The 13,726-nt window shown below is 64.6% G+C and carries 11 protein-coding genes and 2 pseudogenes; 7 read left to right on the forward strand and 6 right to left on the reverse strand.

Annotation, left to right across the window (positions count from 1 at the left end; all coding sequences use genetic code 11):
- Nucleotides 1-119: 119 nt before the first annotated feature.
- The 3 genes from xsc to AB4Y44_RS15095 all read right to left on the reverse strand — a co-directional run bounded on the left by xsc (nt 120) and on the right by AB4Y44_RS15095 (nt 4,219).
- Entirely contained in the window at nt 120-1,931 is a 1,812-nt protein-coding gene (gene xsc, locus AB4Y44_RS15085) for a sulfoacetaldehyde acetyltransferase (RefSeq protein ID WP_342922348.1), read from the reverse strand.
- A gap of 157 nt (nt 1,932-2,088) precedes the next feature.
- Complete coding sequence (locus AB4Y44_RS15090; RefSeq protein ID WP_342922347.1) at nt 2,089-2,493, reverse strand: nuclear transport factor 2 family protein; 405 nt, start codon at nt 2,491-2,493, stop codon at nt 2,089-2,091.
- Between the two features lie 151 nt (nt 2,494-2,644).
- On the reverse strand, nt 2,645-4,219 hold the full coding sequence (locus tag AB4Y44_RS15095; protein WP_368700068.1) for a PLP-dependent aminotransferase family protein: 1,575 nt from the start codon (nt 4,217-4,219) through the stop codon (nt 2,645-2,647).
- Between the two features lie 566 nt (nt 4,220-4,785).
- On the opposite strand from AB4Y44_RS15095, the gene AB4Y44_RS15100 reads away from it, so the two are divergent.
- The 3 genes from AB4Y44_RS15100 to AB4Y44_RS15110 are packed head-to-tail and all read left to right on the forward strand — an operon-like array spanning nt 4,786 to nt 7,431.
- Nucleotides 4,786-5,613 carry an ABC transporter permease gene (locus tag AB4Y44_RS15100; protein ID WP_368700069.1) on the forward strand — a complete coding sequence of 276 codons (828 nt, stop codon included), beginning with the start codon at nt 4,786-4,788 and terminating at the stop codon, nt 5,611-5,613.
- Nucleotides 5,614-5,637: 24 nt separating this feature from the next.
- Complete coding sequence (locus AB4Y44_RS15105; protein WP_368700070.1) at nt 5,638-6,657, forward strand: ABC transporter substrate-binding protein; 1,020 nt, start codon at nt 5,638-5,640, stop codon at nt 6,655-6,657.
- A 36-nt stretch (nt 6,658-6,693) separates the two neighbouring features.
- Entirely contained in the window at nt 6,694-7,431 is a 738-nt protein-coding gene (locus AB4Y44_RS15110) for an ABC transporter ATP-binding protein (protein ID WP_342922343.1), read from the forward strand.
- Nucleotides 7,432-7,439: 8 nt separating this feature from the next.
- Here AB4Y44_RS15110 and mdtD read toward each other — a convergent pair whose 3' ends face one another.
- Nucleotides 7,440-8,906, reverse strand: a complete 1,467-nt coding sequence (gene mdtD / locus AB4Y44_RS15115) for a multidrug transporter subunit MdtD (protein WP_368700079.1) — start codon at nt 8,904-8,906, stop codon at nt 7,440-7,442.
- 84 nt (nt 8,907-8,990) lie between these two features.
- On the opposite strand from mdtD, the gene AB4Y44_RS15120 reads away from it, so the two are divergent.
- On the forward strand, nt 8,991-9,851 hold the full coding sequence (locus AB4Y44_RS15120) for a LysR family transcriptional regulator (RefSeq protein WP_368700071.1): 861 nt from the start codon (nt 8,991-8,993) through the stop codon (nt 9,849-9,851).
- A gap of 41 nt (nt 9,852-9,892) precedes the next feature.
- On the opposite strand, the gene AB4Y44_RS15125 is transcribed toward AB4Y44_RS15120, so the two are convergent.
- Entirely contained in the window at nt 9,893-10,015 is a 123-nt protein-coding gene (locus tag AB4Y44_RS15125; protein ID WP_342922471.1) for a hypothetical protein, read from the reverse strand.
- A gap of 155 nt (nt 10,016-10,170) precedes the next feature.
- A pseudogene (locus AB4Y44_RS15130) lies at nt 10,171-10,401 on the reverse strand (LysR substrate-binding domain-containing protein); the annotation flags it as partial.
- Between the two features lie 74 nt (nt 10,402-10,475).
- Here AB4Y44_RS15130 and AB4Y44_RS15135 point away from each other — a divergent pair.
- The 3 genes and pseudogenes from AB4Y44_RS15135 to AB4Y44_RS15145 form a co-directional block, all read left to right on the forward strand.
- Nucleotides 10,476-10,631 (forward strand): annotated as a pseudogene (locus AB4Y44_RS15135) (helix-turn-helix domain-containing protein); the annotation flags it as partial.
- A 507-nt stretch (nt 10,632-11,138) separates the two neighbouring features.
- Nucleotides 11,139-12,140, forward strand: coding sequence for a UPF0149 family protein (locus AB4Y44_RS15140; RefSeq protein WP_368700072.1), 1,002 nt, complete (start codon nt 11,139-11,141; stop codon nt 12,138-12,140).
- 211 nt (nt 12,141-12,351) lie between these two features.
- A partial coding sequence (locus AB4Y44_RS15145) for an SNF2 helicase-associated domain-containing protein (protein WP_368700073.1) occupies nt 12,352-13,726 on the forward strand: 1,375 nt, incomplete at its 3' end.

The following is a 13,726-nucleotide window of genomic DNA, read 5'->3' on the forward strand; positions in this document are numbered from 1 at the left end:
GCTGGCGTGTCCAGACGAAAACCGGCCACAAGCGGGTGCCCCGCCTGCGGCCGGCAATCGGAGGCAGGCCGCACGCACCTACTTGCAACGTACGGCGCGCGCGGGCTGCGGCTGGCCCTTCAGACGAAGTCCTTGTACTTGTCGAGCAGGCGCACGGGCTTCGAGAGCGCGTCGCGGCGGAACGGATCGCCGAGCTCACGCGTGCACATGATCTCGACGATGGTCGTCTTGCCCTGGTTCATCTGCAGATCGATCGCGCGCTTGAGTGCCGGGCCCACGTCCTCGAGCTTGTCCACCACGATGCCTTCCGCGCCCATCGCCTTCGCAATGCCGGCGAAGCTCGGGCTGTCCAGTTCGCCCGCCACGAAACGACGATCGTAGAAGTCCACCTGGTTCTTCTTCTCGGCGCCCCATTGGCGGTTATGGAACACGACGGCCGTCACCGGAATGTTGTGACGCACGCAGGTGAGCGTTTCCATCAGGCTCATGCCCCAGGCGCCGTCGCCCGCATACGAGATCGCGGGGCGGTGGGGCGCGGCCACCTTCGCACCGATGATGGTCGGGAACGCATAGCCGCAGTTGCCCCAGCTCATCGCGGCGAAGAAGCTGCGCGGCTTGTTGAAGCGCAGATAGCTGTTCGCGACGGAGTTGATGTTGCCGATGTCGGTCGACACCATGACGTCCTCGGGCATCGCCTTCTCGAGCTCGCGCAGCACCTGGCGCGGATGCAGATACTCGCCGCCGGTGGGCGTGCGCTCGTGCTTCTGCTCTTCGATCATGTCGAGGCTGTAGGCGTCGCGCTCGTGCGTCCACGAGTCGAGTTCCTTTTCCCACGCGGCCTTTTCGGTGGCGATCTGGTCGGCGCGCTCGGCGCGGTTGGCGTCGCTCGCGAGCGTGCGGTTCGCGAGACGCTCGGTCAGCGCCTGCGCCGACGCCTTCGCGTCGCCGCAAATGCCCACCGAAATCTTCTTCACGAGGCCGAGCATCTTGTGATCGGCGTCGATCTGGATGATCTTCGCGTCTTTTGGCCAGTAGTCCATACCATGTTGCGGCAGCGTGCCGAACGGTCCGAGGCGCGAGCCCAGCGCGATCACGACGTCGGCGCGCGAGATCAGCTTCATCGCGGCCTTCGATCCCTGGTAGCCGAGCGGGCCGCACCAGAGCGGATGATTCGCGGGGAACGAATCGTTGTGCAAGTAGCTGTTCACGACGGGCGCACCGAGCCGTTCGGCGAGCGCCTTGCACTCCTCGATCGCATCGCCCATCACGACGCCGCCGCCGGAGATGATGACGGGGAACTTCGCGCCGGCGATCAGATCCGCCGCTTCGTTGAGGCTTTCGTCGCCGCCGGGGCCGCGGTCGAGCCGGCGCGGCTGCGGAATCTCGGCCTTGATCTTGCCGTAGAAGTAGTCGCGCGGAATGTTCAGCTGGGTCGGGCCCATTTCGGACATGGCACGGTCGAAGCAGCGCGCGGTGTACTCGGCCATGCGCGCGGGGTTCGTCACGTGGCCCTGGTACTTCGTGAACTCCTGGAACATCGGCAGCTGATTCGCTTCCTGGAAGCCGCCGAGGCCGATGCCCATCGTGCCCGCCTCGGGCGTGACGATCACGACCGGGCTGTGGGCCCAGTACGCCGCCGCGATGGCCGTCACGCAGTTGCTGATGCCGGGACCATTCTGGCCGATCACGACGCCGTGGCGGCCCGATACGCGCGAGTAGCCGTCGGCCATGTGCGCCGCACCCTGCTCGTGAACGACGGGAATGAGGCGAATGCCGGCGGGCGCGAAGATGTCCATCGCATCCATGAACGCGGAGCCCATGATGCCGAACATGTCGGTCACGCCGTTGGCCGCGAGGGTTTCGACAAAGGCCTCGGACGGGGTCATGTCCTGCGGGCCGCTGGCCGTCTGGGTGGGGGTCTTTTCGCTCATCAACTGTCTCCGGTTATCGTTTGACGGAATGCCGTGTTTCGAATGCTATTCGGCGCCCAATGTGGGTCAAGGGATTCCGTCCTTGATGGGTGAATCTGAAATGGAATGGAACGATTCGTTTCAAAACACTGGCGACCGCTGCGCCGCTGCACGCGGGTCAGGCGGGCTGCTTCGGGCGCTCCTTGCGGAACGCGCGCTTCACGGCGATCAGGCCGTCGCGGAATTCGAAGAGATCGCAGCCTTCGGCCTCGATGCGCCAGCCTTCGGCATGCGTGCCGCTGAACACCCATTCGGATACACCGCGTTCGTCCGCGACGTAGTGGCGGCCGTTGCCCCAGCGGGCGTCGGGGAACGTGCGAAAGACCGCCTCGAAAGCAGCGCGCACCGCCTCGCGCCCGACGAAGCGGGTGCCATACACTTCGGGACCGCCGGCCGCGTCGAACACGCAGTCTTCGGTCATGAACCCCATCAGCGCGTCGGCGTCATGACGGTTGAAGGCATCGGAAAAGGCGGCGAGCGTGTCGGCCGTGACGGCGGGTTGGGCGCTGAGCGTGTCTGCCATACGTGTCTCCAGTGGAAAAGCCGGTGCCGTCCGGTGCGCGAGGACTCGCGCGCGGCACGGTATATCGACACGTTAGGGTTTGCCTGCCGACGGCGGTAGCACCAGTGCAGAGCTTTCGCCTGGGCCAGCGCCCGCGCAGTTACGCGAAGACTCAGGCGGGCCGCTGCTTGCGCACGACCTCGGCAAGCGCGCGCACGCCGGGTTCGATTTTCTCGAGCTTGATGGCGGAGAATCCCATGCGGAACCATGGGCTGTGTTCGGCCTCGTCGGCGAAGAACACGCCGCCGGGCTCGATCAGGATGCCGGCCTCGCGCGCGTCGTCGGCAAGGCGCGCGGAGTCCAGCCACGCCGGTCCCTGGACCCAGCACGACGCGCCGCCGCCGATCGGCACGTAACGCACCTCGGGCAGATGGGAGTCGAGCGCCGCCATCAACGCGCGGGCGCGCTCCTTGTAGGCATGCGCGAGCCGGCGCAGGAGCGCGTCGTGGTGTCCGAGCGCGAGGAACGTCGCGAATGCGCGCTGGATATAGGCCACCGGGTGCCGGACCATCAGCCGGCGCAGCGAGCGCAACTCGCGCACGAGCTCCGGCGGGCCGACCACATAGCCGAGACGCAGGCCGGGGGCGAACGTCTTCGAAAGGCTACCCACATAGATCACGCGATCGGCCGTATCGAGGCTCTTCAAGGCGGGATGCGGTGTGCCGGAAAACGTGTTTTCGCTCTCGTAGTCGTCTTCGATGATCACGAAGTCGTGCTGCTGGGCGAGTTCGAGCAGCGCCTGGCGGCGCGCAATGGGCATGGTGGCCGTGGTGGGGCACTGATGGCTCGGCGTGACGAACACGTAATCGCAGCGGGCGAGCGAGTCGCGCAGGCGCACCGGGTCGATTCCTTCGCCGTCGATCGGCAATTCGAGCAGCTGCGCGTTGCGATTCACGAAAATATTGCGGGCATCGGGATATCCCGGATTCTCGAAGCCGACCGTCGTGTTCTTGCCGCAGAGCAGGTCGGCGACGAGATAGAGCGCCTGCTGGCAGCCATTCGTGATGATGATCTCCTCGGGCATGGCGAACACGCCGCGCCGCGGCAGCACACGCGTGCGGATCTGCTGGATCAGCGACTCGTCATCGCGCTCGATCAGGTCGGGCGCCCAGTTGCGGATCTCCATAATCGAGAGCGCTTTCAGGCAGCATTCGCGCCAGTCGTTGGTCGGAAAGAGCGATTGATCGAACTGCCCGTAGATGAACGGATATGCGTAGTTCTGCCAATTGGCGGGCTTGACGATGTTGCGCTGGGCGGAGGGCGGGCGCACGATGCGCGATTTCCACGCGGGCGGGGCAGGCATGCGGGCGTCATGGGGCTCGACGACGTCGGGCTGCTGCACCCGTTGTTGCACGCGCTGCTGGACCCGCTGCCGGACCCGCTGTTGGACCGTTACGCCGTGCAGGCCCTCCAGCATCTCGGGGTTGACGAAGTGGCCGCTGCGCTCGCGCGAGACCAGATAGCCTTCCTCCACGAGCATCTGGTAGGCGAGCACCACGGTGTTGCGCGCCACGCCGAGCTGCTCGGCCAGCTCGCGGCTCGACGGCAAGGCGGAGTCCGGCGGCAGTTGCCCGTCGAGGATGGAGGCCACCAGCATCTCGCGGATCTGGTGCTGCAGACTTGCCTTCGACTCCGGTGACCGTCGGAATTGCTGTGCCCAAAGGGCGGACGGGGTACGGGTCGGCATGCTTGCTCCTGTGATTGATGACAGTGGCGAGAGGACGTTTGAGCAACCGTATTGCAGCAAAATCGGCCAGTCAATCAACACACGATATTCAACACTGGGCGTCCGAGTCGATTAGGTAAATTTCGGAGCGACGGTTCGCGACGAGACGGTCAGCCCGGCGCTTGCCGAAAGAAACTCGACGTGCACGCGCTCGCGAGGCCCTTGCTGCGGCGCAGCGCGACCGGCTGGCGGGCCTTGCGCCGGCGAGCGCCGGGAGTTCGAATAATCGGAAGAAATCGGCTGGACGGTGCTTGCGGCGCATCGGGAAAGCGGCAGACAGCAGTCATCCGCCACTGGCCCCATCGGAACTTCCTGCCTGGTACTACCCGCCGCTTTATTGATTGAGAATGCTTGACTAAACGGGCGAGTTCGCGAGTGCGAAATAAAAGAAGCCGAAATTCGCCCTGGTAGCCGCTGACTATACTTGAACTCAGACGGAACCCGAACCGAACGCGAAACTTCGCGCTGGCGTGCGCATTGTTTTTCAACTTGAGGAGACGGCGGTGAGAGCCCTACCCAGACTAAAGATGATGAAGCATCACGCGGATTCGTCGATCGAGCCGGTCATCAAGATCCGCCGCGGCCGCGGGAAAATGAATGCCTGGTGGTTGACCACCGCCGTGCTCGTGATGTGCGTCGTGCTCTGGCAGGCCGTATCGATGGCGCGCGTCTTCCCACCGTTCGCGCTGCCCTCGCCGGTGGCGGTGTGGCAGGCCTTTGTCGAAATCGTCCACAACGGATACGGCGGCCAGTCACTCGTCAGCGACATCCTGATTAGTTGCTTTCGCATCGTTATTGGTTTTGTGGGCGCGATTGCGATTGGCGTACCGATCGGGCTGCTGATGTCACGCAACAAGATCGTGTTCGACATCATCGATCCGCTGCTGCAGTTCGTGCGGCCGGTTCCGCCGCTTGCCTATATTCCGCTGCTGGTGGTGTGGTTCGGCATCGGCGAATTGCCCAAAGCCATTCTGATTCTGGTCGGCACCATTCCCGTGATCATCATCGGCACGATGTCGGGCGTGAAAAGCACGCCGCCGCTGCGCATCGAGGTTGCCCGCACGCTCGGCGCGACCAACGCGCAAATCTTCCGCAAGGTCGTGCTGCCCTCGGCCATGCCGGAGATCTTCACCGCGATGCGCGTGGGTATCGGCGTGGCGTGGACCTGTCTGGTTGCCGCGGAACTGATCGCGGCGAGCAGCGGCCTGGGCTGGCTCGTGCAATTCGCCGGACAGGCCTTGCAGGTTGCCATCGTGATCGTCGGCATCGTGATCATCGGATTGATCGGATATGCGATGGAGCTGGCGATTCGAAAAATCGAAAATATCGTCGTACCGTGGCGCGGACACAACTGATCGGGTGACTGGAGGAGACGAAAAATGAAAAAGATGCAATGGGTCTATGGCATGAGCGCGGCTGTGCTGGCGAGCAGTTGTCTGGTTCCTGGCGCGGTGTATTCGCAGAGTAAGCCCGAGGTGATCATCGGCTACGAGGACAACGGCGCCGATCCGTACATGGTGTCGATGGCCGAGCATCTGTTCGAAAAACAGATGAACGCCGATGTCCAGTACAAGCTCTTCAGCTCGGGCCCGGCGGCGATGAGCGCATTGGCATCGAACAGCCTCACGTTCATGTGCGGGCTGGGCGTGCCGCCGCTCGTCACGGCGATTGCACAGGGCTTGCCGATGACGATCGTGTACAACCAGGAGCGCTATACGAATGCGGCCGGCATCGTGGTCAAGCCGGATAGCGGCATCCACGACGTCGCGGGGCTGCAAGGCAAGAAGATCGCGATCGTGGCCGGCTCGCAGGCCTCGTTCGAGCTGGCGACCTTCCTGGCGGCTGCGCATGTGCCGTATGCGTCCGTCACGCAAATCAACATGGCGCCGCCGCAGATGCGCACCTCATGGGTGACCGGTGCGATCGACGCGGCGATCGTCTGGGATCCGGTATTCAGCGCGCTGCGTACGTCTGGCGGCAAGACGATCAAGACGGACGGTGACTTGCCGCGCGAAGCCTCGAGCTACAACGTCTGTATCGCCAACGCCGACTGGGCGAAGGCGCATCCGGATCTGGTCCGCGGTTTCGTGGCGGCGCTCGACCAGGGCTATCAGGTGACGATGAAGGATCGCGACAAGGCGCTCGGCGAGATGGCGAAAGCCACGGGCGTGACGGTGCCGGTGGCAACGAGCGAACTCGCCGGTTACGAGCTGTTTTCCGGCGCCGACCAGACCACGCCGAAAGTCATGGGCCTCGACGCGGGCGTCAAAACCTCCGCCACGTACCTGACTCTGGTGAACACGGCCAAGGTGCTCAACTCGATTGGCCGCATTCCGAGTGTGCCGGCGAGTTTCGACAACAACGTCGCGCCGCAATACTCGAAGCATCTGGCGCATTGATCCATTGACTGTCTGACTGTCGAGCAGGAGACGAACTTGAACATCGTCATCGATTCTCTGTACAAGACCTTCGGCGCCACCTCGGCACTGGAAAACATCAATCTGCAGTTCCGGGGCGGCGAATTCATCACCGTGCTCGGCGCCTCGGGCTGCGGAAAGACGACCTTGCTGCATCTGCTCGCCGGTCTGACTTCGCCCACCAAGGGCAACATCTATGTCGATGGCGAGATCAAGGATCAGCCAGGGGCCGACCGTGTCGTCGTGTTCCAGCAGGCCGGCTTGTTTCCGTGGCTCAGCGTGGAAGAAAACATCGAGTTCGGGCCGTCGCTGCATGGGGTGCCCAAGGCGCAACGGCACAAGGAGTCGGCGGACATTCTGCGCATCATCGGTCTGGAGTCTTTCGCGCGGCACAAACCCTATGAGCTATCGGGCGGCATGCAGCAGCGCGTGGCGATCGCGCGGGCGCTCGTGATGAAGCCGAAGGTGCTGCTGATGGACGAGCCCTTCGGCGCACTCGATGCGCAGACGCGCAGTTCCATGCAGACGTTCTTGACCGCGCTGTGGGAGCAGCTCCATTGCACGGTGGTCTTCATCACCCATGACATCGACGAAGCAATCTTTCTCGGTACGCGCCTCGTCGTGCTTTCGGCGCGGCCGGGGCGGGTGGCACTCGACGTACCCATCGAACTTGACCGGCCGCGTACGCCGGAAGTCGCGTTCGAATCACACTTTCTGGATCTGAAGAAACGCGCGATGGGGATTCTTGCGCACTGATCGCGCGCTTAGCGGCGAGCGGCCGTCGACGCCATCGCAGAAGGCGCAGCGGCGAGGCGCGTCTGCGTGTCGATGCGGCGGAAGACCAGGGCGGAGATCAGCGTGATCGCGCCCACGCCCGCGAAGCTCATGCGAAAGCCGGGCGCAACCGATCCCCACTGCGCCTCGCCAAGGCTCACGAGCGCGCCGCCAATGGTGACGCCGAGTCCCATCGCGAGCATTTGCACCATCGAAAAGAGGCTGTTGCCGCTGCCGGCGTCTTCGTGCGAGAGGTCCTTGAGCGTGACGCTGTTCATCGCGGCGAACTGCATCGAGTTGGCCGCGCCGAAGACGGCCAGCACGGCAAGCTCCACGGCGACAGGCGTGCCGCGCGAGATCAGTGCGAACGCAACGATCGATGCGCCCACGATCAGCGTGTTGACCAGCAGGAACGTCTCGTAGCCGTAACGGCGGATCAGCGGCGCAATCCAGCGTTTGGCGACCGTCCCCGCGAGCGCGGCGGGCAGCATCATGAGGCCCGAGCGCAGCGGCGAGTAGCCGAGCTCGAGTTGCATGAGCAGCGGCACGAGGAACGGCACGGCGCTCGAGCCGACGCGGCAGACGAGATTGCCGATCAGGCCGACGCTGAAATTCGGCTCGCCGAACAAGCGCAGCTTGAATAGCGGTTCGCGGTGGCCGCGCGCATAGGCCACGTAAGCGCAGGCGGCCGCGATGCCGAGCGCGAAGAGCCCGGCGGACCACACGGCGCGATGCGTCTGGACCGGCGTGTCGAAGGCCAGCGAGAGCGCAATCATGCACAGCGACACGAGCGCGCAGCCGGCGAGATCGAACGGAGGCGCCGCAGTGCTCGACGCGTTCGGCAGATAGCGGTGCACCGCGAACACGCCGGCAAGGCCGATCGGCACGTTGATCAGGAAGATCCAGTGCCACGAGATCGCCTGCACGAACCAGCCGCCGAGCGTCGGGCCGACGATCGGCCCCACCTGGCCCGCCACCGAAATGAGCGCGAGCGCCGAGACGTACTGCTCGCCGCTCACCGCACGCAGCACCGCGAGCCGGCCGATCGGCATCAGCATCGATCCACCGATACCCTGCAGCACGCGCGCGACCACGAGTTGCGCGAGCGTGTGCGCGCTCGCGCAGCACAGCGAGCCGAGCACGAAGATCAGAATCGCGACGAAATAGACGCGGCGAGTGCCGAAGCGGTCGGCGAGCCAGCCCGAAGCGGGCGTGAGCATGGCCATGGTCAGCGTGTACGCGACGATGACCGGCTGCATCACGAGCGGTCTCACGCCAAGGCTGCGCGCAATGGAGGGAAGCGCGGTGTTGACGATCGTCGTGTCGAGCGTCTGCATGAAAAAGCCCGCGGCGACGATCCATAGCAGCGCCGTGTGGCTCGAATTTTTGTTCATCTGGAACTTCTCGGCGCGCCGCGTTGGGGGCGGGTACGGCTTTGCGGCGCAATTGTCATCAATGGCGTCATGATATTGTTACCCTCGCTCATCGGGAACCCCAGTAGAGACTTTGACTGTCATCGGCATTGCCGATAACCATCCGCCATGCTCAATCCCATCTGGCTCAGGACCTTCGAAGCGGTCGCACGCTGCCACAGTTTCACCGAAGCGGCGCGCCAGCTCGGCCTTACGCAGTCGAGCGTGAGCGATCACGTGCGCCGGCTCGAAGAGGCGATCGGGCGCCGCCTGTTTATCCGCGACACGCATTCGCTCGCCATCACGTCCGATGGCGAGGCGATGCTGGCGCATGCCGGCAGCATCCTGCAGGCGATCAACCGTGCCGAATCGCAGTTCCGCGCGCCACGCCTGCGCGGGCGGGTGCGGCTCGGCTGTTCCGACGACGTTGCGCTCGGCCCGCTGCCCGCCGTGCTGACGGCGTTTCGCAATGCGCATCCCGACGTCGAGCTGGAGATCACCATCGGCATGACGGGCCGGCTTTACGAGCTGCTCGATTCCGGCGCCATCGACCTGATGGTGGGCAAGCGGCGGCTGGGCGACAGACGCGGCACTGTGCTCTTCACCGGACGGCTCGAATGGCTCGCGCGCGCCGGTACGACGATGGATCTCGCGCAGCCGCTGCCGCTCATCCTCGTCGCCGAACCGAGCGTGACGCGGGCCGTGGTGCTCGACGCGCTTGCGCAGACCGATTTCCGCTGGCAACTGGTGTGCACGAGCAGCAGCCATTCGGGCTGCGTGGCGGCGGCGCGCGCCGGACTCGGCGTCACCGTGCGGCCCCAATACCTTGCCGCGCGCGGACTGGCGCCGCCCGTGAACGTCGCGAGCCTGCCGGCGCTGCCCAATGTCGAATTCATCGTGCTCGCGGGAAAGCGGCTCTCCCGCCCGGCGCAAACGCTGCTGCAGCTCATGCACGACAGCGACTTGCGCGGCTCGTGGATCGGTGAATGAGCGCGAGGCGGGAAGGCGGGGAATGCGGCGCGGCGCGCGGATCAGGTCTCGCCGGATTCGAACGCGCTCTCCGCACGCAGCACTTCGACGAACGCCTGCTGGACGGTCGTGCCGAGCCAGTCGGTGCGCACCGTGTAGCCGACCGCGCGGGTTGCTCCCGGCAACGCCAGATCCAGTGCGACCAGCTCGCGCCCCGGATAGGCGTCGCGTATCTGCGCGCGCGAGAGTAGGGGGAGGCAATCGCTTCCATCAGCATGGCCAGCCTCTTGCGCACGGCCACCACATAGGGATTGGCAAACAGTTCCGATTCCTGCACCGATCCTGCGAGGCGGGGCTCGCGCAGCCCGCCGACGATGATGTCGAGCCCGCCGCTGCGCCGTTCGCGCAGCAAATGCGCATGGGATCCTTCTTCGACCGTGACGCGCGCCTCGGGATACCGCTCGCGCAACCGTTGAATGGCGCGCGCGACGAGGCGCGGCGGCAACAACGGCAACACGCCGATCGCAACCTTGCCGGCGAGTCGCCCGCGCGCGTACGCCAGTTCCTCCACGTTTCCCCGCTGATGAAGAGATGCCCCACGTCGATCGGCGCGTCGTCGCCCGCGAGGATCACACCGCGCTCGACGTCAAGAGCGCGGTCCGCCAGGCGTCGGGGAATCTTTCGGCGGCGGCGCGCAGTCTTGGTATCACACGCGCGCAACTTGTTTATCGGCTTAAAAGAGCTTGCATCGGAATTCTTGTCGGGATCGTTGGCCAAGAGTGTCGAAACGTCGATCCCTAAGGATACGTCGAACGAAAATTGTCGCCAATTCTCACTGCCTCGCCGACTGACCGAAAGTGGCCGAGACCAAAAGTTCGCCGTACGACTGTCGGTAAGCAATGGGGCTGCCCCGCGACCGCTGCGAACCGGGCGAGGGCCGACACTGCTGCGACGACGTCGCCCCAACAGCCCAGGTTGGCTGACCGGTGGCGTGATGACAATGCGCCGCCGCACCGCGGGCATCCGCGATGCCGGCGTGGATGCGTTCCAGCCAGCACGTGCGGTTCGGACTAAGGCACGCGCGCATGCCATCGTGACAGGCCCCTGGCAAACAAACCGCCGACAGGGCAGCCAAAGCGTTCATCGCGTGTCGCCCGGGGTCCGGTCTATGCATCGCGCCTCGGATAAAATGCCGGGACTGCGACACTGGCCGAAATGCCTCACGAGCGCGGCGTAGCGCTGAACGTCGACGGCAACGGCGACGCGGAAGAACTGCATCGCGGTTGCCGCATACCGCACGGACAAGTCATGAAATTCGATCATCCTGATCCCGAACTCAACAATCCGTTGACTGACGAAGAGCTGGAATTCCTCGAACGCTTTCTTTCGGGCAATGCCGTCTGCAACGCTGCGATGGGTGCGGTCATGTTGCATGGGTTTCTGACTGCCGTCATCTCCGGACCGAACGCGATCATGCCGGCCGCGATCCTTCCCTGGATCTGGGATGCCAGGCACGCAACCCGTCAACCCAGATTCCTGTCGGCAGGCCGGGCTCGCAAGGTCACCGGACTGATCTTTCAATACTGGAACGACATCAACGACACCCTGAATCAATGCCCCGACCTGTTCGAACTCCCGCTGCACATGACCGTATACGAGGGCGAAGAGGTTCCTGTCCTCGACGAATGGTGCGAGGGATATTGCAAGGGCATCGACATCGACCGGGAGGCCTGGGAGCCGCTGATCGAACGGCACCCCTGGTGGTTCAATATCATCCTGCTGTTCGGCACCGCCTCCGGATACGAGGAGTTGGCGCGACGGGACTACACGGTCGGGCAACGCCGGTCGTTTGTCCTCCAGCTCGCAGCATCGGTACTCAATATCCATCGCCACGGGTGTGAGGAACGTCGCAGATTGATAGGGCAGGGCGAGCAGCCTGGCACGATCCCGGCAGGTTCATCGCCGAAAGCCAGAACGGCGACGCAGACCAAACCGACGAATCGGGACGCCCAGGACGGGAGCGTGTCCAAAGATGTGTTCCTCGTGGATTCGCTCGGTCGGCTGACGGACGACGCGTTTCACCCGCTGGCATTGTCCCCGCTGGCTACGCGCATCACGCGTGGCGGTACGTCTGTCGATGCGCACATCTATCGCGCCGGCGATGAGGGTCGCGACGGCTGGATACTGGAAATCATCGACGCGTCCGGGACGTCCACCGTCAGGGACGAGCCGTTCCCGACAGATGGGGCCGCGCTGGCCGAAGCATTGAGCACGATCAACATGCACGACATCGCCCCCGGTAGCCGGTGACGGACCGTGCCCGCGTCGTAACGCTGAGCGCGCCCGCACCCGGACGGGCCTGGCGTTGCGCGCCGTGAACGGATGCGTTGCCCGGCGATGTCATGTGACGTGCTGCGAAACAATCCGTCCTAGGACCAGGACCGGTCATTTTTCCCACGGCGCAGCCGATACGTGATCGTTTCCGTCTGCATTTGAAACCGGGCCTTCCCCATCAACTGTCATGTCCTTGACCGATACCGATCGCCTTTCGCCAAGAATCACACCTGCTGGCCACCTGCTTGCCGCGCCGGACGTCGAGGCGCCTGTGCTGCCCGATGACGTAGCGCTGGGCGTGGTTTTCGCGCGCGGCGCCGGTCACGGGCTGCTCTATCTGGGAAGCTCTACCATCGGGCGGGCATTGCCGCCCGCCTGGGCGTGGTGGCGAGAACTGGGAGCCCGCTATGTCACGGCCCTGTGCACTACAACGGAAAGTGGGGAAATCGCGGTCGCAGAGCCAGACCCAACGGAGCTCGGCACACTGATCGACGACGCGCCACCCATGACGGGCGCTGAATATCTCACGCCGGATGTTCTGGCGGCACTGTGGAGCGAAATCGATGGCGCCCTGCGCGACGAGCTCGCTGAATCGGGAGAGTCACTTCAGGCATTCCTCAGGTCGCGTCATCCTGCATGGAATCTGGTGGGCCGGGTTCACTTCAACCTTGCCGAAAACCGCAAGGATCCCGAAGCACCTTTCGCGTTCCTGGCTACATACGCTGCGCGCCTGTCGGCCCATGGCAAGACGCAGCATCAACCCCTTTCGCGGGCGCTCGAAGAGTTCTCCGGTGCGCGCAACAAGGCGCAGCTTCTCTCCCTCCTGATGCCGGTCCAGCGTGCCGCTGAACGCTGCGACTGGTTGCGCGCGATGGTTGAATCGCGCGAAATCTACCATCCGTTGCGCTGGATGCCGGCCGACGCGTTTCGCCTGCTCTCCGATTTGCCGGCCCTGGAATCGGCCGGCATCATGGTTCGACTACCGGCGAGCTGGGCCGCGGGACGCCCCGCGCGGCCCGCGGTCAGGGCGAGCGTCGGGACGCGGCCTCCGTCACGCCTGGGCAGGGAAGCACTGCTCGACTTCAGGATGGAGGTGTCGCTCGATGGCGAAGCGTTGAGTCCGGCCGAGATCCGGAGTCTGCTCAAGGGGGCCGACGGCCTTCAGTGGATTCGCGGGCGCTGGATCGAGGTGGACACGAAGAGGCTGGGCCGCCTGCTTCAGCGCTTTGAAGGTCTGGAAAAGGCCGCGCAGGCGGGACTGCCGCTGAACGATGCGCTGCGTCTTCTGGCGGGCGTCTCCGGTGATGAAGATGACGCGTTCGGCGAGCGCGACTGGTCGCAGGTCGTGGCTGGCGACTGGCTTTCACAGATGCTGCAGCAGTTGCGCCAGCCGGAAGGCCTGGCGCAGGTCGATCCGGGTCCCGATCTGAAAGCTCAGCTTCGACCGTACCAGCAGGCCGGTGTGCGCTGGCTCTACCTGCTCAGCCAGCTCGGGCTCGGAGCGTGTCTTGCCGACGATATGGGTCTCGGAAAGACGATGCAGGTCCTCTCCCTGCTACTGA

The sequence above is a fragment of the Paraburkholderia sp. BR10937 genome, from assembly GCF_040965695.1.
In the GTDB taxonomy this organism is placed as follows: domain Bacteria; phylum Pseudomonadota; class Gammaproteobacteria; order Burkholderiales; family Burkholderiaceae; genus Paraburkholderia.